Origin of the sequence: Burkholderia sp. 9775_39, from assembly GCF_015712225.1 — a bacterium.
GTDB classification, from domain to species: Bacteria; Pseudomonadota; Gammaproteobacteria; order Burkholderiales; family Burkholderiaceae; genus Burkholderia; species Burkholderia cenocepacia.
The window spans coordinates 169,929-191,169 of the sequence record NZ_JACCQC010000001.1; the positions used below are offsets into that span (position 1 = coordinate 169,929).

General features: G+C 66.8%; 20 protein-coding genes. 8 read left to right on the forward strand and 12 right to left on the reverse strand.

What is annotated here, in order from left to right; genetic code table 11:
- Positions 1 to 136: 136 nt before the first annotated feature.
- On the reverse strand, positions 137 to 1,225 hold the full coding sequence (locus H0X90_RS00700; RefSeq protein ID WP_006484850.1) for a porin: 1,089 nt from the start codon (positions 1,223 to 1,225) through the stop codon (positions 137 to 139).
- A gap of 237 nt (positions 1,226 to 1,462) precedes the next feature.
- Between H0X90_RS00700 and H0X90_RS00705 the strand changes: the two genes are divergently transcribed.
- Both H0X90_RS00705 and H0X90_RS00710 read left to right on the forward strand, forming a co-directional pair.
- Complete coding sequence (locus tag H0X90_RS00705) at positions 1,463 to 2,809, forward strand: MFS transporter (protein WP_227739750.1); 1,347 nt, start codon at positions 1,463 to 1,465, stop codon at positions 2,807 to 2,809.
- Positions 2,810 to 2,824: 15 nt separating this feature from the next.
- Entirely contained in the window at positions 2,825 to 3,664 is an 840-nt protein-coding gene (locus H0X90_RS00710; RefSeq protein WP_006484835.1) for an IclR family transcriptional regulator, read from the forward strand.
- Between the two features lie 37 nt (positions 3,665 to 3,701).
- Here the strand turns inward: H0X90_RS00710 and H0X90_RS00715 are convergent, their stop codons facing one another.
- From H0X90_RS00715 to H0X90_RS00725, 4 genes are all read right to left on the reverse strand, one after another.
- On the reverse strand, positions 3,702 to 4,808 hold the full coding sequence (locus H0X90_RS00715; protein WP_048988618.1) for a polyamine ABC transporter substrate-binding protein: 1,107 nt from the start codon (positions 4,806 to 4,808) through the stop codon (positions 3,702 to 3,704).
- Positions 4,809 to 5,048: 240 nt separating this feature from the next.
- Entirely contained in the window at positions 5,049 to 5,270 is a 222-nt protein-coding gene (locus tag H0X90_RS35655; RefSeq protein ID WP_077020526.1) for a hypothetical protein, read from the reverse strand.
- Positions 5,271 to 5,638: 368 nt separating this feature from the next.
- The gene (locus H0X90_RS00720; protein ID WP_227739751.1) at positions 5,639 to 6,328 is read right to left on the reverse strand and encodes a pentapeptide repeat-containing protein; all 690 of its coding nucleotides are present in this window, start codon (positions 6,326 to 6,328) and stop codon (positions 5,639 to 5,641) included.
- 132 nt (positions 6,329 to 6,460) lie between these two features.
- Entirely contained in the window at positions 6,461 to 7,441 is a 981-nt protein-coding gene (locus H0X90_RS00725; RefSeq protein ID WP_077190558.1) for a helix-turn-helix domain-containing GNAT family N-acetyltransferase, read from the reverse strand.
- 243 nt (positions 7,442 to 7,684) lie between these two features.
- Between H0X90_RS00725 and H0X90_RS00730 the strand changes: the two genes are divergently transcribed.
- Positions 7,685 to 8,062 carry a hypothetical protein gene (locus tag H0X90_RS00730; protein ID WP_006484823.1) on the forward strand — a complete coding sequence of 126 codons (378 nt, stop codon included), beginning with the start codon at positions 7,685 to 7,687 and terminating at the stop codon, positions 8,060 to 8,062.
- 81 nt (positions 8,063 to 8,143) lie between these two features.
- On the opposite strand, the gene H0X90_RS00735 is transcribed toward H0X90_RS00730, so the two are convergent.
- Genes H0X90_RS00735 through H0X90_RS00750 form a run of 4 tightly spaced genes read right to left on the reverse strand, consistent with a single transcriptional unit; the run spans position 8,144 to position 11,604 of the window.
- A complete protein-coding gene (locus H0X90_RS00735; RefSeq protein ID WP_006484826.1) occupies positions 8,144 to 9,319 on the reverse strand; it encodes an ABC transporter ATP-binding protein in 1,176 nt (391 codons plus the stop codon).
- Positions 9,316 to 9,969 (reverse strand): ABC transporter permease, encoded by a 654-nt coding sequence (locus tag H0X90_RS00740; protein ID WP_006484832.1) that lies wholly within the window; start codon positions 9,967 to 9,969, stop codon positions 9,316 to 9,318. The genes H0X90_RS00735 and H0X90_RS00740 overlap by 4 nt, the downstream gene beginning before the upstream one ends.
- A 10-nt stretch (positions 9,970 to 9,979) precedes the next feature.
- Positions 9,980 to 10,891 (reverse strand): glycine betaine ABC transporter substrate-binding protein, encoded by a 912-nt coding sequence (locus H0X90_RS00745; protein ID WP_006484838.1) that lies wholly within the window; start codon positions 10,889 to 10,891, stop codon positions 9,980 to 9,982.
- Positions 10,888 to 11,604 (reverse strand): ABC transporter permease, encoded by a 717-nt coding sequence (locus H0X90_RS00750; protein WP_006484827.1) that lies wholly within the window; start codon positions 11,602 to 11,604, stop codon positions 10,888 to 10,890. Before H0X90_RS00750 ends, H0X90_RS00745 begins: the two co-directional genes overlap by 4 nt.
- Here H0X90_RS00750 and H0X90_RS00755 point away from each other — a divergent pair.
- Positions 11,603 to 11,785: a hypothetical protein gene (locus H0X90_RS00755; protein WP_006484836.1), complete on the forward strand. Its 183-nt coding sequence runs from the start codon at positions 11,603 to 11,605 to the stop codon at positions 11,783 to 11,785. The genes H0X90_RS00750 and H0X90_RS00755 overlap by 2 nt on opposite strands.
- A gap of 382 nt (positions 11,786 to 12,167) precedes the next feature.
- Here the strand turns inward: H0X90_RS00755 and H0X90_RS00760 are convergent, their stop codons facing one another.
- Together H0X90_RS00760 and H0X90_RS00765 are read right to left on the reverse strand one after the other, a co-directional pair.
- Positions 12,168 to 13,097: an agmatinase gene (locus H0X90_RS00760; RefSeq protein WP_006497931.1), complete on the reverse strand. Its 930-nt coding sequence runs from the start codon at positions 13,095 to 13,097 to the stop codon at positions 12,168 to 12,170.
- Between the two features lie 48 nt (positions 13,098 to 13,145).
- Positions 13,146 to 14,447, reverse strand: a complete 1,302-nt coding sequence (locus H0X90_RS00765; RefSeq protein ID WP_006484820.1) for an MFS transporter — start codon at positions 14,445 to 14,447, stop codon at positions 13,146 to 13,148.
- Between the two features lie 163 nt (positions 14,448 to 14,610).
- On the opposite strand from H0X90_RS00765, the gene H0X90_RS00770 reads away from it, so the two are divergent.
- The gene (locus H0X90_RS00770; protein WP_062885933.1) at positions 14,611 to 15,561 is read left to right on the forward strand and encodes a LysR family transcriptional regulator; all 951 of its coding nucleotides are present in this window, start codon (positions 14,611 to 14,613) and stop codon (positions 15,559 to 15,561) included.
- A 10-nt stretch (positions 15,562 to 15,571) separates the two neighbouring features.
- On the opposite strand, the gene H0X90_RS00775 is transcribed toward H0X90_RS00770, so the two are convergent.
- Positions 15,572 to 16,666 carry an AraC family transcriptional regulator gene (locus H0X90_RS00775; RefSeq protein ID WP_077190560.1) on the reverse strand — a complete coding sequence of 365 codons (1,095 nt, stop codon included), beginning with the start codon at positions 16,664 to 16,666 and terminating at the stop codon, positions 15,572 to 15,574.
- A 251-nt stretch (positions 16,667 to 16,917) separates the two neighbouring features.
- Here H0X90_RS00775 and H0X90_RS00780 point away from each other — a divergent pair, with 251 nt between their 5' ends.
- The 3 genes from H0X90_RS00780 to H0X90_RS00790 are packed head-to-tail and all read left to right on the forward strand — an operon-like array spanning position 16,918 to position 21,224.
- The gene (locus H0X90_RS00780) at positions 16,918 to 18,306 is read left to right on the forward strand and encodes an APC family permease (RefSeq protein WP_077190562.1); all 1,389 of its coding nucleotides are present in this window, start codon (positions 16,918 to 16,920) and stop codon (positions 18,304 to 18,306) included.
- Positions 18,307 to 18,356: 50 nt separating this feature from the next.
- Positions 18,357 to 19,754 (forward strand): aspartate aminotransferase family protein, encoded by a 1,398-nt coding sequence (locus H0X90_RS00785; protein ID WP_006484830.1) that lies wholly within the window; start codon positions 18,357 to 18,359, stop codon positions 19,752 to 19,754.
- Positions 19,755 to 19,784: 30 nt separating this feature from the next.
- Positions 19,785 to 21,224, forward strand: coding sequence for an aldehyde dehydrogenase family protein (locus H0X90_RS00790; RefSeq protein ID WP_077190564.1), 1,440 nt, complete (start codon positions 19,785 to 19,787; stop codon positions 21,222 to 21,224).
- Positions 21,225 to 21,241: the final 17 nt, after the last annotated feature.

A 21,241-nucleotide genomic window follows, 5' to 3' on the forward strand; every position in this document is an offset into this window, starting at 1 on the left:
ACGACGTCGGCCGCGGACGCCGCCGCGACGGCGGAAACGATCCACCATGCGTCGCGATTGCCATGCACTTGCCCGATCGCACGACGACAGTGTGCGGCGCGCGCGAATGGTCGTCCGTCGCACCCGGTCGATGGGCTCAGAATGAATGCGTCATCCCCACATGCGCGAGCAGTTGCGAGCGCCCCGACGACGGGCCGTTCGGATAGGTCGCCGCCGTCGCCCCGTTGCCCGATGCGAGCTGCCACGTCAGCGTCGCCTGCAATTGCGTGCGTTTCGACAGCGCGTACAGGTTGCCGGCCTCGAGCGTGTTCCAGTGCATGCCGTCCAGGCGCGAATACGTGTAATCGAGCGTGACCGCTTCCGCCGCGGTGAACTGGTAAAGCGTGCCGACGTCGATGTTCTGCATGTGCGTGGCCGTGCGTGCGCCCTTGATGTCCGTCCGCGTGTACAGCACGTTGACGTGCCACGGTTCCGTGATCCGGTACGTGAGCCCAATACCCAGGTTGTTGACCTCGTTCGACTGGAAAGTCTTTTGCGCGGATAGCGTCTGGTCGAGGAACCGGGTCCAGCCGAAGTAGTTGTACAGGTCGAGCACGCGACGCTGGGTCGTCATGTACGTGACGCCGACCGACAGCGGGCCGCGATCGTAGGTGGCGTACGCGCCCGCACTGTGGCCGGTCGCGTCCGACCCGGTGAAGCCGTACAGGGCACCGACGCGTATGCCGTACCATTCCGGACTCCGATATTTCACCGCATTCTCGATCTGGTAGCCGTTGGTCAGGCTGTCCAGGTTACCCGCATGGAACGCGTACAGGCTGCGATTCCAGAACGCGTTCGAATAGCGGATCGCGACGTCGTCCATCAGGTCGGCCTGGCGGCCGAACGTGATCGTGCCGAACGGACCGTCGAGGCCGACATACGCCTGCCGGTCGAATAACGTGTTGGACTTGATCAGCATGCCCGTATTGACGTTGAAGCCGCTCTCCAGCGCGAACACCGCGCGATAGCCGCCGCCGAGCGCCTCGTTGCCGCGCAGTCCCCAGCGCGTCGGCGCGCCGATCCCGGACGCCGTGCCCCACGACGCGCCACCGCGCTTGTTGCTGATGTAGGTAACGCCGGAATCCACCTGGCCCCACATGGTGACCGAACTGCTTTGTGCGTGTGCGAGCGAAACCAGCGAGGCGCCGCATCCGGCGATAAGAAAGGTGCGAGGCAGGATTTTCATGTGTCAGGGACCGGGAAGCGGGCGGACAGACCAACCGAGCGATATATACAAATGACCACTGGTGGACATTTCGTTATCAAGTGAAAAAAATCATAGGGCCCGGTTTTGATATGAATCAAGCGGAAAATAATTAAACGCGCCTTGACCCGTGCTTTTGTCCACGCGATCATCGCGTCTCATATGGTCGAAATGTCCATTCATGGACATGTAGGGCCAGGAAAAGACAAGGGACGACCGATGCCTGACACCTCCTCCCGGAAGCCCACCCGCATCCGCTTCCTGATGCTGTTTCTCGTGTTCGTCGGCACGGTCGTCAACTACGTCGATCGCGCGAACCTGTCGGTCGCGGCGCCGCTGCTCAAGCACGAATTCGGGCTCGACCCGGTGGCGATCGGCGTACTGTTCTCCGCGTACTCGTGGACCTACGTGCTGGCCAACCTGCCGGGCGGCTGGGTCGTCGACCGTTTCGGCTCGCGCGTGATGTACGCGGTGGCGCTGCTGACCTGGTCGAGCTTCACGCTGCTGCAGGGTTTCGCGGGCCGCTTCGCGACGCTGTTCGGGCTGCGCCTGGGCGTCGGCATCGCGGAGGCGCCGACCTTCCCGATCAACAACCGCGTCGTGTCGATCTGGTTTGCGCAGCGCGAACGCGGCATCGCGACCAGCGTGTATCTGGTCGGCCAGTACGTCGGCATGGCCGCGCTGACGCCGGTGCTGTTCTGGATCGCCGGCACGTTCGGTTGGCGCGAGATATTCTTCGCGACGGGCCTCGTCGGCGTCCTGTGGGCCGGCGTCTGGTATCTGCTGTATCGCGACCCCGAGCAGTGCAAGTGGGCGAACGATGCCGAACTCGAGCACATCCGCACCGGCGGCGCGGTGGTCGAGATCGGCAAGCCCGCGCGCGGCGAGCCGTTCCCGTGGCGCAAGCTCGCGATCGTGTTCCGCAACCGCCAGATCATCGCGATCTGCGCGGGCAAATTCGCGTCGCTATCGTCGTTGTATTTCTTCCTGACGTGGTTCCCGAGCTACCTGATCACCGAGCGTCACATGACCGTGCTGAAAGCGGGCGGCGCGGCGTCGGTCCCGTTCATCTCCGCATCGGTCGGCGTGCTTGCGGGCGGCGCATTGTCCGACTGGCTGCTGCGGCGCGGCGCGAGCGTCGGTGCCGCGCGCAAGACGCCGATCATCACCGGTCTGCTGCTGGTCCCGACGATGTCGTTGGCGGTGCTGACGGACACCAACTGGGTCGTGATCGCGATCATGTCGTTCGCGTTCTTTGCGCAGGGCGTCGCGTCGGCATCGTGGTCACTGATCGGCGACATCGCGCCGCGCAGCATGCTCGGGGTCACGGGCGGCGCGGTCAACTTCGTCGGCAACCTGTCTGGTATCGTTACGCCCATCGCCATCGGCTTCATCGTTCGCGAGACGGGTTCGTTCGGATGGGCGCTCGGGTTGATCAGCGTGTTCGCGGTGATCGGCGCGTTGTGCTACACGTTCCTGCTCGGCGAGGTCAAGCGCATCGAGCTCGATCCGCCGGCCACGGGCGGCAGCGCGCCCGAACCGCTGAAGTCGACGGTGCAGGACTGACGACGCAAGGCCACGATGAACCCAGATACGCCCGATACCACCGGCACGCTTTCCGACGACGACACCTATCTCGTTCCCGCGCTCGAGCGCGGCCTGCGGATCCTCGAACTGTTCAACGCACGCGATCCGGTTCTGACGCCGAACCTGATCGCGCAGCGGCTGGGCTTGCCGCGCACTACGGCGCTGCGACTCGTGCAGACGCTGCAGACGCTCGGCTATCTTGAACGCGCGAACCGCGATCGCGACGTGCGGCTCGGCGCGCGCGTCATGAAGCTCGGCTTCGATTACCTGAGCTCGCTCGCGTTGACCGACATCGGCACGCCGGTGATCGAGCGGCTGCGTGATGCGACCGGTTTCGCGAGTCATCTGGTGGTGCGCGACGGCCGCGACGTCGTGTTCGTCGCGAAGGCGTGGACGCACGATTCGGTGATGAGCGCGATCAAGGTCAACATCGGTACGCGCATTCCCGCACATGCTTCGGTGCACGGCCACGTGCTGCTTGGCGATCTCGACCAGGCGGAACTCGACGCGCTGTTCCCGGAGCCGATGCTGCCGACCTATACGCCGCACACGCCGCGTACCGCGACGGAAGTATATGCGCGCGCGCAGAAGTATGCGGCCGACGGCTACGCGCTCAGCGAATCGTCGTTCGAGCCCGGCATCTCGGTGATCAGCGCGCCGGTGCGCGACAGCAGCGGCTTGATCGTCGCCGCGGTCACGCTGACGGTCGCGCGGCCGTTCCTCGAGAAGTCGATGATCGACCAGGGGCTCGTCGGGCAGGTCCGGCAGGCGGCCGCCGATCTGTCGGCGCGGCTCAACTACCACGCTGCCGAGCACGGCGCCGACCACGACTGAGCCGGCGACCGGGCTGGTGCCCCGCGTCGCCCCGCGCTCACCGCCCCGTTTTCAACTGCGCCCACAACCGGTTCTGCAGCCGGCGAATCTCGGGCGGCATCGGCTTGAGCAACGTCATCCTGCTCAATACCTCGTCGGACGGATACACCGACGGATCGCGCGCGATCGCGGGCTTCACGTACTGACGCGCGGCCTTGTTCGCGGTCGGGTAGAACACCGCGTTGGTGATGCCCGCATTGACCTTCGGGTCCTGCAGGTAGTTGATCCACTTCAGCGCGGCATCGCGGTTCGGCGCGTCCTTCGGGATCACCATCATGTCGAACCACAGCAGGCCGCCTTCCTTCGGATTCGCGAAGCGGATCTCGTACGGGCGTTTCGCTTCGGCCGCGCGGCGGTGCGCGATGCCGACGTCGCCCGAGTAGCCGAACGACACGCACAGGTCGTTGTTCGCGAGATCGTTGATGTAGCCCGACGAGTTGAACTGCGTGATGTACGGGCGCACCTTCTTCAGCACGTCGTAGGCGGCGCGGTAGTCGGCCGGGTTCGTGCTGTTCGGGTCCTTGCCCATGTACTGCAGCGTCGCGGCGAACACATCGACGGCCTGGTCGAGGAACGACACGCCGCACCCCTTCAGCTTCGCCATGTTGGCCGGATCGAACACCAGCGCCCAACTGTCGACCGGCGCCTTGTCGCCGAGCGCCTTCTTCACGGCCCGCACGTTGTAGCCGATGCCGTCGGTGCCGTAGGCCCACGGCACGCCGTACTGGTTGCCCGGGTCGGCGTCGGCGACCATCTTCATCAGCAGCGGGTCGAGATTCGACAGGTTCGGCAGCTTCGATTTGTCGAGCGGCTGGTAGACGCTCGCCTGAATCTGCTTGGCCATGTAGTTCGACGTCGGCACGACGATGTCGTAGCCGGAGTTGCCGGACAGCAGCTTCGCCTGCAGCGTGTCGTCGCTGTCGTAGTTGTCGTAGCGAACGTGAAGGCCGGTCTGTTTCTGGAAGTTCGGGATCGTGTCCGGCGCGATGTAGTCGGACCAGTTGTAGATGTTCAGTTCGCCGGCTGCGTGGGCGGCAGTGCCGGCGGTGGCGATCGACAGGATGGCGGCGGCTGAAAGGGTACGGTGGAGCGGGCGGATTCGCATGACGAAGTCTTTCCTGGCGGAGCGCGTCGAGCCCGGCGTACGGGCCATCGCGCGACGGTTCATCGGATGGAACAGGCGTGCATGATCCGTGCTGTCGACGAGCACGGGCAGTGCAATGCAATCAGGAGTGCGTTCGATGTCGCGCGGGGCTTGCGGCCAAACGCGGCGCGAGCCGATCCCGTCGCCGCTCAGGCGACACGATGCGCAGGTCGAACGGACACGAAGAAGGGGAAAGGCGCGCTAAGGCAGCAGCGACGCCACGTCGTCGGTATGGATCGCGACGGACGCACGGGCGGCGACGGCGTTGTGACGGCGAACGGAACGGCGGGACAGGATGGTGTAGATCGACAGAGACAGGCGAGGACTTCGCCAGCCGTCACGGTCGTCGAGGGACGGCAGCGCGGCGCGCAGGTTTCGCGCATCGCCTCGTCTCCATCGCACCAGCGGGCCACGGATTCTCACGATTACTCTCGACCGGGTTGTTGAAAGTATTGAACACCCGACGCTTCGCCAACGGCTGCCGTTTCAGGCTGCGGTCATCGCGATTGCCGCGGGGCGGCATCGGCTGCATGGCGCGGACTGAAAGCTTGGCATTCAGCGAAATCGCCGAAACATGACGCTCCCGTGAATCATCGGATAAATCGCTGTAAGGATGTCTCCGGATTTTCCCTAGTGATGGGCAGGATGGCGACGCGGTGCGGCAGCGTGCACATCGCGCTTGCGAGCGTACTGGCGGCGGCCGGAATGCGGTCGAAGTGATGAGAATATTAGACGGCTGGATAGCCCGCGCCGTCTCGCGACGACGAAGCGGGCGCGGGTGTGGCGGCGCGTTATGCGACCCGAATCCCGAAGTTCTCGATCAGCATGGCCGCCTGATCGTAGGAGACGGTCGCGCCGCGTAGCACGCCGGACGCGAGCAGCCTGGGCGTGCCGCCCAGGTCCACGTCGCGCAGGTCGGCACCCTCGAAGCGAGCGTCGTTCAGATGTGCGTTGCGCAGGCTGCCGCCTTCGAACACGGCATCGCGGAAGTCCGCGCCGGCGAGATCGGCGTCCGAGAAATCGAGCGCCACGAGCCGGGTTTTACGGAACGAAAAGCGCCGCAGGCTCGCACCGACCAGCAGCGTGCTGGCGAATTCGAGTCCAAGCGATTTGCATTCCTCAAAATCGGCACCGGTCAGCCGGCATTCGTTGAAGCGGACCGATCCGAGCTTGCTGCGCCGCCAGCTCGTATTGTTGAGGTCGCACGACCGGAACGCGGCGTCCTCGAGATCCGACGACGCAAAGTCGGTTTGGCGGGCCCGGCAGCGAATCCACGTGGTGTGCGCGAGCGTGGCGCCGACGAACGACGCTTCCGCGAGCGCGCAGCGCTCGAATCGCGCGCCGCGCAGATCCAGGCGCGACAGATCGGCGCTTTCGAGGTCGCAATCCTCCAGGTGGAGGGGCGCAGGTGAGCCTTCGATGAGCTGCATCAATTTGGCGCGATCCAGCGTGCGGCCGGTCACGAGGACACCGGGAGTCATGAGCGGATCCATTGTCGGGCGAATGTTCGGGGCAGACATTATCCGGATTTCGCGCGCGTCGTGCATCGGGCGGCGTGCGACAGCTAACGCCGGGCTGCTGCCCCCCACGCACGGCGAAGCTGTCCGCCGATATCAATCGCCGGACGGCCCGGGCCGGCTGAAGCGCTGCTCGACGACCTCGGTTCCCCAGTGCGTGCCTGCCGACTCGTTCGTCAACGCAAAGCCGAACGACTCGTACAGATGGCGCGCCGCATCGAGCCCCTTGAAGGTCCACAGGTAGGTTTCGCGAAACCGGTGTTCGTCGACGAAACGCATCGCCAGCGTCATCAATTGACGCCCGACGCCCGAGCCGCGCAACGCGTCGTTGACGATGAACCAGCGCAGGTGCGCGACGCCCGTCGTCGGGTCGCCGTCGATCGCGAGCGACGCGAGTGTCCGGCCGTCTTCCTGGCACAGCCACAGCGCCTTGCCCGCGGCCGGCAGCGTGCCCGCGAAGGCGGCCAGCTCGGTCGCCACCCGCTGTTCGAAGAAGGCGCCGAAACCCCAGTGTTCCGCATAGAAGCGCGCATGCAGGCTCGCGATGTCGCCGATGCAGCCCGGCTGATAGCCTTCGCGAATCGACGGCGCGTCGGCGGGTGCGACGGGCGCGCGGGCCGCGTTGTCCTGGGCGAGTGCATCGGCATACAGCGCGAGCGAACGCAGCAGCGCCTGCTGGTCGGCCGGAATCATCCGGCGCAGCGCGTTCGACACCTGATCGGTCGCGAACGTATCGATTCTTTTTCGGAGCTTTTTGCCTTCGGCGGTCAGGTACAGCTCGATCGCCCGCGCGTCTTCGCTCGACACGCGCCGCTCCACGATACCGGCGGCTTCGAGCCGCGCGAGTTGCCGGCTCGTGTTCGATTTGTCGAGCCGCAGGATGGCGCCCAGATCCTTCGCGTTGATGCCGGGCGCCATCCCGATCTCGAGGATCGCGTGCACGGCCGACGGCGCCCAGTCGCTGTCGGCCAGCGTCGCGCGCATGAAGCCGAGCTCGCGTACCAGTTTGCGCGAGAAGTCGCGCAATTCGAGGATGGTCGCGTCGCGCGGCTTGGCCGGCGCGTCGATGAGGTCCATGGTCTGCCCCTGAAAGGTTGCGTATCGCAATCGATAATAGTTGCGGGTCGCAACTTGATCAAGGCGGATTTTCACGTAATCGATTGCTTCGGGGCGGCGCATCCGTGCGGCCGCCACCGCGACGGGTACTGAAGCGGATGGCCGGGCGCGGCGAAGTGGCTGCATACTGGGCGGCGTTGGCAGAGCTGCGAGCAGGGGCATCGGCCGACCCTCGATCGACGACCGCGGACCACGGAGATCACCATGAACAAGCTGTTGCCGATGACGATCGCGTTGCTGGCCGGGAGTGGCCTCGGCGCGGTGCCGCTCCATGCGGCCGGCGTGATGGATGCGGCGCCGTGCAGCGCCGCGCATGCGGCGGATCAGCGCGGCGGGAACGCCGCGATGCCGGGCACGTCGGTCCGCAGCTTCTCGACCGCCGGTTGTTCGGGTGCGGTTTTGCAGGGCGACCGGGCCACGGCGACCGTCAACGGCGACAGGGTGGAGTTGCGCGACGGCGTCGTCTATGTGAACGGCCGATCGTATGGTGCCGTCACGCCCGCGCAGACCGTCGAATACGAAGTCGCGCGCGATCGGCGCACATTGAAGGTCGACGGAAAAACGCGAGCGCCGCTGCGCTGATGCGTCTGGTTGCTTTCTGCAACGCGCGATGTCGATTCACTTCCCGAAGCCGGTGCAACGAAGCACCGGCCCGGGCGCGACTCAGGACGTGGCGACCGAGGCGACCGTCTCGGCCGGGCTGCCCGGCGGCTGGCCGGTTTGCCGGCGCGAGCGGCCCGAGCTGAGGTACGCGGCGATCGAGTCCTGCGTGATCTCGCCGAGCCACGCACCGTCGGGGTCGAGCACCGGCATCCACGACGCGCTGTACTGGTACATCTTCGACAGCACGATGCGCAGGTTGTCGTCCGCCGCGACGCCGGCCGGGAACGGCGTCACACGTTCGCCGCATACGCCGCCGTCGGTGCGTGCCGCGCGGCGCGTCACGTAGCCGAGCGCCCGGCCCGCGTCGTCGAGCACGGTCAGGTAGCGGCAGTCGGTTTCGTCCATCACCGCCAGTGCGTGTGCGAGCGGCGTATCGACGCGCGCGGTTTCGGGTTGCGTGGCGGCGTCGCCGGCCTTCACGAGCAGCAGGCGCTTGAGCGTGCTGTCCTGGCCGACGAACTGCGCGACGAACTCGTCGCGCGGGCGGGCGAGCAGCGTGTCGGGGTGATCGTACTGAACGAGCTGGCCGCGCCGGAACACGGCGATGCGATCGCCGAGCTTGATCGCTTCGTCGATGTCGTGGCTCACCATGATCACGGTCTTGTTCAGTTGCCGCTGCATCTGGAAGAACTCGTTCTGGATCGATTCGCGATTGATCGGATCGACCGCGCCGAACGGCTCGTCCATCAGCAGCACGGGCGGATCGGCGGCCAGCGCGCGAATCACGCCGATGCGCTGCTGCTGCCCGCCCGACAGCTCGCGCGGATAGCGCTTCAGGTACAGCTTCGGATCGAGCGCGACCATCGACATCAGGTCGCGCGCGCGTTCGGCGCAGCGCTTCTTGTCCCAGCCGAGCAGGCGCGGCACGACGGTGATGTTCTCCTCGATCGTCATGTTCGGGAACAGGCCGATCTGCTGGATCACGTAGCCGATGTGGCGCCGCAGGTCGACTTCGTTCAGCTGCGCCGTGTCCTCGCCGTTGATGAGCACGCGGCCCGACGTGGCGGCGATGAGCCGGTTGATCATCTTGAGCGTGGTGGTCTTGCCGCAGCCCGACGGGCCGAGGAACACGCAGATTTCCCCTTCGGGCACCGACAGGCTCACGGAGTCGACCGCGCGCACGGCCTGGCCGTCCTTGCGCGTGAAGGTCTTGGTCAGTTGGTCGAGTTCGATCATGTCTTCTGCACTCCCTTCGGTGTCAATGCACGTTGCAGCATCTGCAGCAGCCGGTCGGCGACGATCGCGAGCAGGCTCACGAGCACCGCGCCCACCAGCAGCTTCATCATGCTGCTCTGCCCGATCGCACGCAGGATCAGCGTGCCGAGGCCGCCCGCGCCGATCACGGCGGCGATCGTCATCACGCCGATGTTCATCACGACCGCGGTGCGCACGCCCGCGAGAATCACCGGCACCGCGAGCGGCAAGTCGACGAGACGCAGGCGCTGCCACGAGGTCATCCCGATGCCGGTGCCGGCTTCCTTGATCCCCGCATCCACGTTGTGCAAGGCCAGGTACGTGTTGCGCATGATCGGCAGCAGCGAGTAGAGGAATACGGCCGTGATCGCGGGCGCGGCGCCGATGCCCTGGCCGAAGCGCGAGAAGAACGGGATCATCAGGCCGAACAGCGCGATGGACGGCAGCGTGAGCACGAGCGTGGCGATGCCGAGCAGCGGCCCGGCGAGCCAGTCGTGGCGATTGATCAGGATGCCGAGCGGTACGCCGGCGACGATCGCGCAACCTACGGCGATCGCGACGAGCCACACGTGCTGCAGCGTGAGCTGCAGCAACTCGGGCCAGCTCGAAGCGAGATAGTCGAATACGTTCATCGGTTCTCCTTCAGGGCAGCGGGTGGGTGCGCAGGAACGCATCGGCGACGTCGCGCGGCGACTTGCCGTCGAGATCGACGGCCTTGGCCATCGCCTGCATCGCGTCGTTGTCGAGCGCGGCCGACAGCGCGTTGAGCTGCGTCGCGAGCTTCGGATTGCTTTCAAGCGTGCCCTTGCGGACCACGGGCGTCGCGTTGTACGGCGGGAAGAAGTGCTTGTCGTCCTCGAGCGGCACGATGCCGAAGCCCTTCACGCGGCCGTCGGTCGTGTAGACGAGGCCGATCTTCAACTGATTGTTGTGCAGGGCCGTATAGACGAGCCCCGGATCCATCTGCTTCAGTTGCGCGCGGCTGAACTGCATGCCGTAGGCGGCGAGCAGCGGCTTCAGGCCGTCGGGGCGATTCGCGAATTCCGCATCCATGCCGAATACGTAATGCTTCGCGGCGGGATCGTTCTTCAGGTGCTCGGCGAGCTGCGACACCGTGCGGATGCCGGTGGCCTGCGCGAGTTCGCTCGGCAGGCCGATCGCATAGGTGTCGTTGAGCGGCGACGCATCGAGCCACACGAGCCCGCGCGGCACGTCGAGCGCCTTGACGCGCCGGTACATCTCCTCGGGCGACAGCTTGTCCTGGATCTTGTTGTAGACGAGCGCCGCCGTGCCCGTGTAGTCCCACATCAGGTCGAACTGGCCGTTCTCCAGCGCGCTGCGCGCGAGCGTGCTGCCGAGCCCGGCGCGGACTTCGACGTCGTAGCCGCGCGAGCGCAGGTATTGCGATGTGAGTTCCGCCAGCACGTACTGCTCGGTGAAGTTCTTCGCGCCCAGCACGAGCTTCGCGGCGAACGCCGGCGTGCTCGCGGCGACGCACAGCGCGCCGACGGTGCACAGGCGTGCGAACGATCGAAGGATGCGATGAAGCGTCATGCGGCACCTCCGTGGCGTGCGAGCCAGTGACGGCTGCCGGCTGCGACGATGCCGTCCAGCACCAGTGCCAGGATCGCGGTGAGCGATGCGCCGAGCAGCAGCAGCGGCTGGTTGTCGAGGTAGATGCCGGGAAAGATCAGCGAGCCGAGACTGTCCGCGCCGATCAGGTACGCGAGCGGCGCCGTGCCGACGTTGATCGCGAGCGCGGTGCGCACGCCGCCGACGATGATCGGCAAGGCGTTGGGCAATTCCACGCGAACCAGCGATTGCCAGCCCGTCATGCCGATGCCCTTGGCGGCTTCGCGCAGCGCGGCCGGTACGTTCTTCATCCCTTCGTAGGCGTTACGCGTGACGGGCAGCAGCGAGGCGAGAAACAGCGCGACGATCGCCGGCACGTTGCCGATGCCGAAGATGCCGAGCGCGATGGCGAGCACCGCGAGCGACGGGATCGTATTGCCGATGTTGAAGACCTGCATGAAGCGCTCGGCCTGGCGCTGGAATCGCGGCCGGCTCAGCAGTACGCCGGCCGGCACGCCCACGGCGATGGCCAGTGTCATCGAATAGACGACCAGCAGCATGTGCTGGCCCGCGTAGTAGGCGAGATCGTCCGAGCGCTGCTTGAACGTCTCGGCGCCGATGCCGCGCGCCAATGCCCATCCCACGGCGATGATGGCCACCAGGCTGCCCACCAGCTGGACAGTGCGTCGAGTCATGAAGATACGCCTCCTCGATTCGGTGCGACGCGCGCAGGCGCACGCCGCGATGACGCCGCATGGCGTCGCGATGGAAGTTCGTGATCCCGGCATGGCCGCGATTGAACTGACGGAAACAGTGCTGCCGGCTGCACCGAGGTGCGGCTGGCGGTCGGTTGAACGCGACGACGCGTTCGTCTGATTGTCAGGTTCAGCCCGGCGGCGCCGTAACGGCGAGGCGCGTTCGAGCAGGGCACCGTCCTGTGAAGACGGCATGGATGCGGGCGGCTTGGCGACGACCGCTGGGGCCGGAGGCCCCTTTGACGTGGCGAAACGGATGCATGCGCAACGAAGTGCGAAATGACATCACGTTGCGCACGAGATCATGCGTTTTGTGATGAAGTTGAGGCGAGTATAGAACAATCGATCGAACGCGTCTACCGTGGGGAGCGATCGCGGCGATGCGTGGCCGGTCGTGCGAGGGCCACGAGCAGGGTGCGTGAAAATTGATTCGAAGCCCGAATCAGTGGACGAGACCGGCGTGGCGACGGGCGATGCGCGAGCGGTCTCGCCGCATGAAATCGTTACCGCGCGATGCGGCGCGCGGTGGTGCCGATCACGTTGGTCAGCAGCCGCACGATCGTCAGCGCGGTCATCTCGCGCACATCGAGCGCCGGGTGATATTCGACGACGTCGATTCCCGCGAGGCGCGTGTTCGCGCACAGGTGCCGCAGTACGCCGCGCGTCTGGTGGAACGTCAGGCCGCCCGGCATCGGCGCGACCACGCCCGGCGCGATGCTCGGGTCGAGGCCGTCGATGTCGACGGTCACGAACCACGGCGCGTCGTCCACGAGGTGCCGCGTGACGGCTTCGATGCCTTCATCGTGCACGACGTCGGCCGGCACGAGCACGTTGCCCGAGCGCAGCGCGTCCTCCACGTCGCTCGGGCGCGCGCTGCCGCTGCCGCGCAGGCCGACCTGGACGATCCGCCTGACGAACGGCATCTCGCGGATGCGCCGGATCGGGCTCGAATAGCCGTGCCGTTCGCCGTTCACCTCGTCGCGGAAGTCGAGATGCGCGTCGAACTGCAGCACGTTCAGCGGTCCGTACGCCTCGAACGCGCGCACGCACAGCGCCGGAATCGAATCGTCGCCGCCGAGCACCACCGGAATCGCGCCGCGCTCGAGCAGCGACGCGACGGCGGACGTCACGGCCGCCGCGTTGCGCGCGACGTCCAGCGTGCCGGGCAGGTTGCCGCAATCGACGCAGGTCGCGCCCGTGTCGCCGAACAGCGTGCCCTGCAGGTCGAAGTCATAGTGTCCGATCTGGCGCCCGTAGCGGAAGCTGCGCTCGCGCACTTTGTCGGGCGCGTTGGACGCGTCGCAGTGCAGCAGCGCCGGGCCGTACGGCACGCCGTACGGCGCGCCGAGGACGGCGAACGTGGCGGAGACTCGCTCCGTATCCGGCTCGCAACCCTGAGCAAGAAACGGCACCTTCGGTGAATCGCAAAGCATGTTTTCCTCGTTGAATAAGCGGGCCGAACGCGTGTGAACGTGTGACCGTCAGTCGGCGACCACGTGTTCGAGCACGTCGGAGCGGATCGGCCCGAGCATGAAGATGTAGATCAGGCATCCGATGATCGCCATGATCGACGCCGAGATCAGGCCGGGCGTGAACGAGCCGGTCGCGTCCTTCAGCAGGCCGATCACGGCCGGGCTCGCGATGCCCGCGAGATTGGAGATGCAGTTCTGGAACCCGGCGACCGTGCCGGCCACCGAGCGTTCGCCGCGTGCGGACACGTCGGCCGGCAGCGCGAGAATGCTCGACGTGGCGACCGACACGCCGAAGAACGCGATCGACAGGAGCAGCAGCGCGAGCCAAGCCTGCGACGCGAGCCCCGCCAGACCGATCGTCGCGCTCAGCGCCATCCCGACGACGATGCAGAACTTGCGCGCAAAGTTCAGGCCGTAGTGGCTTGCCGCGATGCGGTCGGAGATCCAGCCGCCGACCCACGAGCCGACCAGCCCCGCGAGGCCCGGCAGGATGCCGTAGAAACCGAGCTGCAGCAGGCTGAAACCGCGTTCCTTCACCAGGTAGGTCGGGTACCACGTGATGAAGAAGTAGACGACGTAGCCCTGGCAGGCGAAGCCGAGCGACATTGCCCACACCACACGCGACGTGAACAGCCGGCCCCACTTGATGCGGACCGGTGCGTGCTTTTCGGTGGGTGCGTCCTGGTCGACGTGCTTGGCTTCGGCCGCGTTGACGAAGCGGTTCTGCGACGGAAACTCGCTCGCGACCAGCAGCCAGACGACGACCCACACGAGGCCGATCGCGCCGGTGAAGATGAACGACGCGCGCCAGCCGTACGCGGTGATGATCGCGGTGCAGATCGGCAGCGCGATCAGTGTGCCGCCGCGCGCGCCGCAATCGTAGATGCCGGACGCGAGGCCGCGTTCGGTCGGCGGGAACCAGCGCTCGACGAATTTCGTCGCGGACGGGAACGCGCCGGCTTCGCCGACGCCGAGGAGGAAACGCAGGCCGAGCAGCGACGCGCCGCCGCGCGCGAGGCTCGTCGCCATCGTGAATGCCGACCACCACACGACCGCGCCCGCGAACACGAGTTTCGCGCCGAACCGGTCGACGAGCATGCCGGCCGGGATCTGGCAGGCAGCATAAGTCCAGAAGAACGCGCCGAGGATCAGGCCCGATTCGGCGGACGACAGGTGCAGCTCCGTATTCATGTACGGCAGCGCGACCGCCAGGTTGGCGCGGTCCATGTAGTTGGTGACGATCGCGAGAAACGCGAGGAACACCATGAACCAGCGGAATTTGGTGGGCTTGTGCGCCCGTGAGCTCGACATTGTCTGCATCGTTGTGTCCCCTGACCTGCCCGTTGCGGCCGCTTTTGTGTTCAAAGCCGTGATTTCATCGAATTCCGGCCTGTTCCGCCAATACATTGTCGGACCGCGACCTATAACCGTGGGTTATGCTCTCGCGATCGTGCGGCGTCGAAAGGAGGGGAACATGGCAAGGCGAACGCTGAACTATCACCAGGTCGAACTGCTGTACGAGGTGGTCCGGTGCCGGACGCTGACGGCGGCGGCGCGCAATCTGCACATCTCTCAGCCGGCGGTCACGAAGCAGTTGAAGGTGCTGGAAGAAAGCCTCGGCGTCGAGCTGTTCAAGCGCGAGAAAGGCCGGTTGCTGCCGACGGCCGAAGCGATCCTGCTGTTCGAGCAGACCGAGCGGACCAACGCGAGCCTGCATGCGCTCAACGAACTCGCGGACGGCTTGCGCGCGGGCACGCTCGGCCGCCTCGGCATCTGCGCGTATCCGGCGGTCACCGAACGGCTGCTGCCGGAAGCGATCACCGTGTTCCAGGCGAAGTACCCGAAGGTGTTCGTCGAAGTCGCGATCGAGAACGCGGAGCGGATGCTCGATCTCGTCGAGAGCCAGCAAGTGGATCTCGGCATCTGCGCGCCGTTTCGCGCGATGCGCAACGTCACCGAACAGCATCTGCTCGATTCGACGATCGTCTGCGCGATGCGCGCCGACGATCCGCTGGCCGTGCGGCAGACGGTGACGCTCGCCGATCTCGAAGCCGGCGGGCTGACGAGCGTCGATGCGCTGGAGGGCATCCCCGAACTGGAGGCGCTGCTGTCGGCGTCCGAGAACCGGCACACGATTCACGCGCGCGTGTCGAGTTCGGCGCTCGCGTGCCGGATGGTGCAACTGGCCGGGCGGCGCGCGATCGTCGACAGCCTGACCGCCGCGTCGATCGATGCGGCCGGCCTCGCGTTCGTGCCGATCGACACGATTCCGCCGCGCCGTATCGCGATGCTGCGCCCGTCGCTGCGGCCGGGTAGTGCGTTCACCGAAGCGTTCTGCCGGATCCTCGAAAGCCAGGCGAAGCGACTTCAGGTCGACATGACGCGCCGGTGCGCGAGCCGGCGGCGCGTCAGGGCGAAGGGGTAACGCATCCGCGTCACGCGTCGGTGTCCGACGCCGAGCGCGGCGTCTTGCCGGTCCAGCGCCGGTACGCGTGACGAAAGCTGCGCGGTTCGCTGTAACCGAGTCGCTCGGCGATCGCGGCGACGCTCAACGCATGATCGTCGAGCAACCGCACGGCTTCGTCGCGACGCACGTCGTCGAGCAACGACTGGAACGTGATGCCGTCCTTGTCGAGCCGCCGGCGCAACGTGCGTTCGGTCAGGTGCAGCGCGCCGGCGAGCGCCGTCATCGACTTGAACCGCACGAGGTCGCGCGCCATCAATTCCTTCGCGCGATCGGCGAAGCGCGTGCCGACCGACGCGGCCCACTGCCGTTCGAGCACCTCGCACTGGCCGTGCAGCGCATTGAAGCTGACTTCGTTCGCGAGGCGCGGCGCTTCCGTGCCGTTCACCGACGTGAACACGAGCCGGTTGTCTGCCGCATTGAAGACGACCGGGCAGCCGAAGTGGCGCGCGTAGTCGGCCGCGTTGCGCGGCGTGCGGCGCGCGAGCTGAACCTGCTCGGGCCACACCGGCTTGCCGACGAGGTCGGACACGATCAGGCGCAGGCTCGACAGGCACATGTCGACCTGGAACACCTCGAGATCGGGCTCGCCGTTGTAGCGGCCGATGGTCACGCTCATGCCGCCGGCATGCGCGTCGATACGCACGTCGAAATACAGCCCCATGAATAGCGGAAACTGGCCCATGCAGCGGAACGCCTGCATCACCGAGCCGCTGATCAGCATCGCGTAGCCGGCGAGACCCAGCGTCGACACATGCAGCCGCGCGCCGATCGACAGCCCGATCGACGGCACGCCGCTGCAGCGCAGCAGGTTGCGAAAGCAACGTTGCTCCTGGCCGCGATTCACGTGCAGGTTCGGCGATGCGACTTCGTCCGCGCCGAGCCCCGTGCCTTCGAGCAGTGCGGCGCCGTCGATGCGCCGCACGCGGCACTCGTCCAGCGCGACCGCGATCGCGTGAACCGTGGCGGGAATATCCTCCTGGCGTCCGGCCGGACGCGCGAGGCCGAGCGCCGAACGCAGGCTGCGTTCGGCCCGGCTCTGGTTTCGTTGGGAACGGCTGTCCATGGTGCCGATGCGGTGACGGGGTCGCACAGAACATAGCCGGAATGTCCGCAAAACGCCAGTGCCGCACAGCAGCATGCAGGGCGGCAGGGCACCATGCCCGACGATGTGTCCGGAAATATCCCTCGATTACGTCCGCTTTTCTCATTCGTCGTCGATTTTTTGGCGCACCACACTTTCTGCCAGTCGTGCCCCGCCGGCAGCGCCGGACGCACGCGTGTTGAAGTCATGGACGCCACCCACGTGAGGACAGCATGGACAACGACAGGCCAGGTCGAACCGCATCAGCCGCCGCGATGCACGAGTTCGAGGCGTACGCGCCGCGCGGCGACACCGACGCACGCAAGCCGCACCTGCTCGGACTCTCGACGCTGGTGATCTTCGGCCTCGCGTACATGCTGCCGATGACGGTGTTCACGACCTACGGCCTCGTCACGAGCGAGACGAACGGGCATCTGACGGCCGCTTACGCGGTCACGCTGATCGCGATGCTGTTTACCGCGCGCAGCTACGGCCACATGGCGCGGCTGATGCCGAGCGCCGGCTCGGCCTACACGTTCGCGAGCCGCAACTTCGGCACGTCGGCCGGTTTCATGGTCGGCTGGGCGTTGCTGATGGATTACCTGTTCATTCCGATGATCAGCTATCTCGCGATCGGCATCTACATGAAACAGATTTTTCCGACGGTGCCGGCCAGCGTGTGGATCATCGGCAGCATCGCGCTGATCACCGGGCTGAACATCGTCGGCATCCGGCTCGTCAATCGCGTGAACCTGATCCTGATCGCGAGCCAGCTCGTATTCATCGCGGTCTTCGTGATCGCGTCGGCGCACGTCGCGGCGGGCGAAGGGCTGTCGATGGCCGTCGCGTTGCCGTCGTCCGGCGATGCGCGCGCGATCTTCGCCGGCGCCGCGATCCTGTGCCTGTCGTTCCTCGGCTTCGATGCGGTCACCACGCTGTCGGAGGAAACGCGCGAGCCGCGGCGCACGGTGCCGCGCGCGATCCTGCTCTGCACGCTCGCGAGCGGCCTGCTGTTCATGCTGATCGCGTATGTCGGTCAAGTGGTGTTTCCCGACTGGCACGCGTTCAAGGATCTCGATTCGGCGAGCCTCGAACTGATGCGGCGGGTCGGCGGCCGCACGCTGTCGGCGTTCTTCGTCGCGGTGTACGTGGCCGGCTGCTTCGCGAGCGCGATGGCGGGCCAGGCGAGCGTGACGCGCGTGCTGTTCGCGATGGGCCGCGACCGCGTGCTGCCCGAATGCGTGTTCGGCCATCTGCATGCGCGGTTGCATACGCCGGTGCGGGCGACGCTCGCGGTCGGCGTCGTGTCGCTGTCCGCGCTGTTCATCACGCTCGATCTCGCGTCGACGATGATCAGTTTCGGCGCGCTCGTCGCGTTCGCGATCGTGAACCTGTGCGTGATGCGCAGCTATCTGGGCCGGCCCGAGCATCGCCACGCAGCGGGCTGGATCGCGTATGGCCTGATGCCGGCGATCGGCTTCGCGATGAACGTGTGGCTCTGGTCGGGGCTGTCGCGCCAGACGTTCTACGTCGGCATCGGCTGGCTCGTGGTCGGGCTCTGCCAGCTCGTCTGGCTGACGCGCGGTTTCACGCGGCCGGCGCCGACGCTGTCGATGAATTGAAGGACCGGCTGCGCGATGCCGGTTTTGAAACCCTGAAGGAGGAGTGATCCATGCACGCTGTTGACGTCAATCTCGATGCGGACCTGCAGGCGCTCGGCAAGCGCCATCTGCTGATGCACTTCACGCATGCCGATGCATACCGCGAGAACGCGCTGACCGTGTTCGACCGCGGCGAAGGCTGCTGGCTCGTCGACCGCAGCGGCAAGCGCTATTTCGACGGGCTGGCCGGGCTGTACTGCGTGCAGGTCGGCTATAGCCACGGCGCGGAGATCGGCGATGCGATTCGCGAGCAGATGGTGCGGCTGCCATTCGCGACCAACTGGGGCTACGGGCACGAACCGGCGATCCGGCTCGCGCACCGGCTCGCGGCGCTCGCGCCCGAGGGCCTGAACCGCGTGTTCTTCACGTCGAGCGGCTCGGAGTCGAACGAATCGGCGATCAAGCTGGTGCGCCAGTATCACCAGTCTCGCGGCGAGCCGCAGCGGCGCAAGTTCATCGCGCGGCGCGTCGCGTATCACGGCACGTCGTTCGGCGCGCTCGCGCTGAACGGGATGACGAACTTCCGCAAGCATTTCGAGCCGCTGATGTCCGGCGTGCGGCACGTGGGTAACACGAAACGCTACGGCCGCCCGGCGGGCGAGACGGAGGCGCAGTTCACGCGCCATCTGCTCGACGAAATCGAATCGCTGATCGTGCAGGAGGGGCCGGACACGGTCGCCGCGATCGTCGTCGAGCCGCTGCAGAACGCGGGCGGCAGCCTGACGCCGCCGGCCGGCTACGCGGCCGGGCTGCGCGACATCTGCGACCGGCACGGCGTGCTGCTCGTGGCCGACGAGGTGATCTGCGGGTTCGGCCGGCTCGGCGAGTATTTCGGGTCGGCGCGCTACGGGCTGAAGCCGGACATCATCACGTTCGCGAAGGGCATCGCGTCGGGCTACGTGCCGCTCGGCGGCGTGATCGCGAGCGACGCGGTCGTCGACACGGTGCTCGACGGGCCGCAGCAGATGTTCCTGCACGGCGCGACCTACGGCGGCCATCCGGTCGCGTGCACGGCCGCGCTCGCGAACCTCGCGATCATGGAGCGCGAAGGGGTGCTCGCGAACGTTCGCGACAACGAAGCGGTGTTTCGCCGGACGCTCGACGGGCTGCTCGAACTGCCGTGCGTCGGCGACGTGCGCGGCGACGGCTATCACTATTCGCTCGAACTCGTGACCGACAAGGTCGCGCGCCGCTGGGCGGCCGGCATCAGCGCGCAGGCGTTCGTGTCGACGCTGCTCGCGCCGGCGATCTTCGACGCGGGGCTGCTGTGCCGCGCGGGCGTGGATCACGAAGGCACGCCGATCGTGCAGTTTTCGCCGCCGCTGGTGATGTCGCGCGACGAGATCGCATGGTTCGTCGCGCAGATCCGCGACATCCTCGTCGAGACCTACGCGCGGGCGACGCGCTGAGCGCGGCATCCGTCATTCCGGGAGCATTCGATGCGAACCTCACAGCAGTCCTATATCGACGGCCAGTGGCGCGATCCGGCCGAGGCGCGATCGATCGACGTGATCGATCCGGCCACCGCGCGGCCGTATGCACGGCTCGCGATCGGCGACGCGGCCGAGGTCGACCGTGCGGTCGGCGCGGCGAAGCACGCGTTCGACACGTATTCGCGCTGGTCGGTGGACGAGCGCGTCGCGTTGCTGAAGCGCGTCCTCGAGATCTACCAGCGCCGCTACGAAGAAGTCGCGCAGACGATCAGCCAGGAGATGGGCGCACCGATCGCGTTCGCGCGGGCGATGCAGGCCGCGGTCGGCACCGCGCATCTCGAACAGACGATCCGCGCGCTGCAGTCGTTCCGCTTCAGCACGCAGACCGGCTCGCTGCTGGTGTCGCACGAGCCGATCGGCGTGTGCGCGCTGATCACGCCGTGGAACTGGCCGATCAACCAGATCGTGTGCAAGGTCGCGCCGGCGCTCGCGGCCGGCTGCACGATGGTGCTCAAGCCGAGCGAGATCGCGCCGTTCAGCGCGATCCTGTTCGCGGAGATCCTGCACGAAGCCGGTGTGCCGGCCGGCGTGTTCAACCTCGTGCACGGCTACGGACAGGAAGTGGGCGACGCGCTGTCGCGGCATCCGGACGTCGACATGGTGTCGTTCACGGGCTCGACGCGCGCGGGCGTCGAGGTCGCGAAGGCGGCGGCCGATACCGTGAAGCGCGTGCACCAGGAGCTCGGCAGCAAGAGCCCGAACCTGATCCTGCCCGATGCCGACATCGAGGATGCCGTCACGCGCGGCGCGCGCAGCTGCTTCAGCAACAGCGGCCAGTCGTGCAACGCGCCGACGCGCATGCTGGTGCACGTCGATCATCTGGCGCGGGCCGAGCAGGCGGCGCGCCGGGAAGCGGAACGCACCGTCGTCGGCGATCCGCGTTCGACGGAAACCGGCATCGGGCCGGTGGTCAGCCGCACGCAGTTCGAGCGCATCCGGCACTTCATCCGGCTCGGGATCGAAGAGGGCGCGACGCTCGTCGCCGGCGGCCCCGGCCGGCCGGAGGGGCTCGCGGACGGGTTCTACGTGCGGCCGACGGTGTTTTCGAACGTCACGCCGGGCATGACGATCGCCACGGAGGAAATCTTCGGACCGGTGCTGTCGATCATGACCTACCGGACCGAGGACGAGGCCGTCGCGCTCGCGAACGATTCGGTCTACGGGCTCGCGGCGTACGTGCAGTCGAAGGATCTCGAGCGCGCGCGCCGGATCGCCGCGCGGTTGCGCGTCGGCAACGTCCACATCAACTACCCGGCATGGAACCCGGCCGCGCCGTTCGGCGGCTACAAGCGCTCGGGGAACGGGCGCGAGTACGCGGAGTTCGGCCTCGTCGAGTATCTGGAAACGAAGGGCACGACCGGGTACACGGAAGGCGACGCGCGATGATGGCCTGAGCGCGCGGA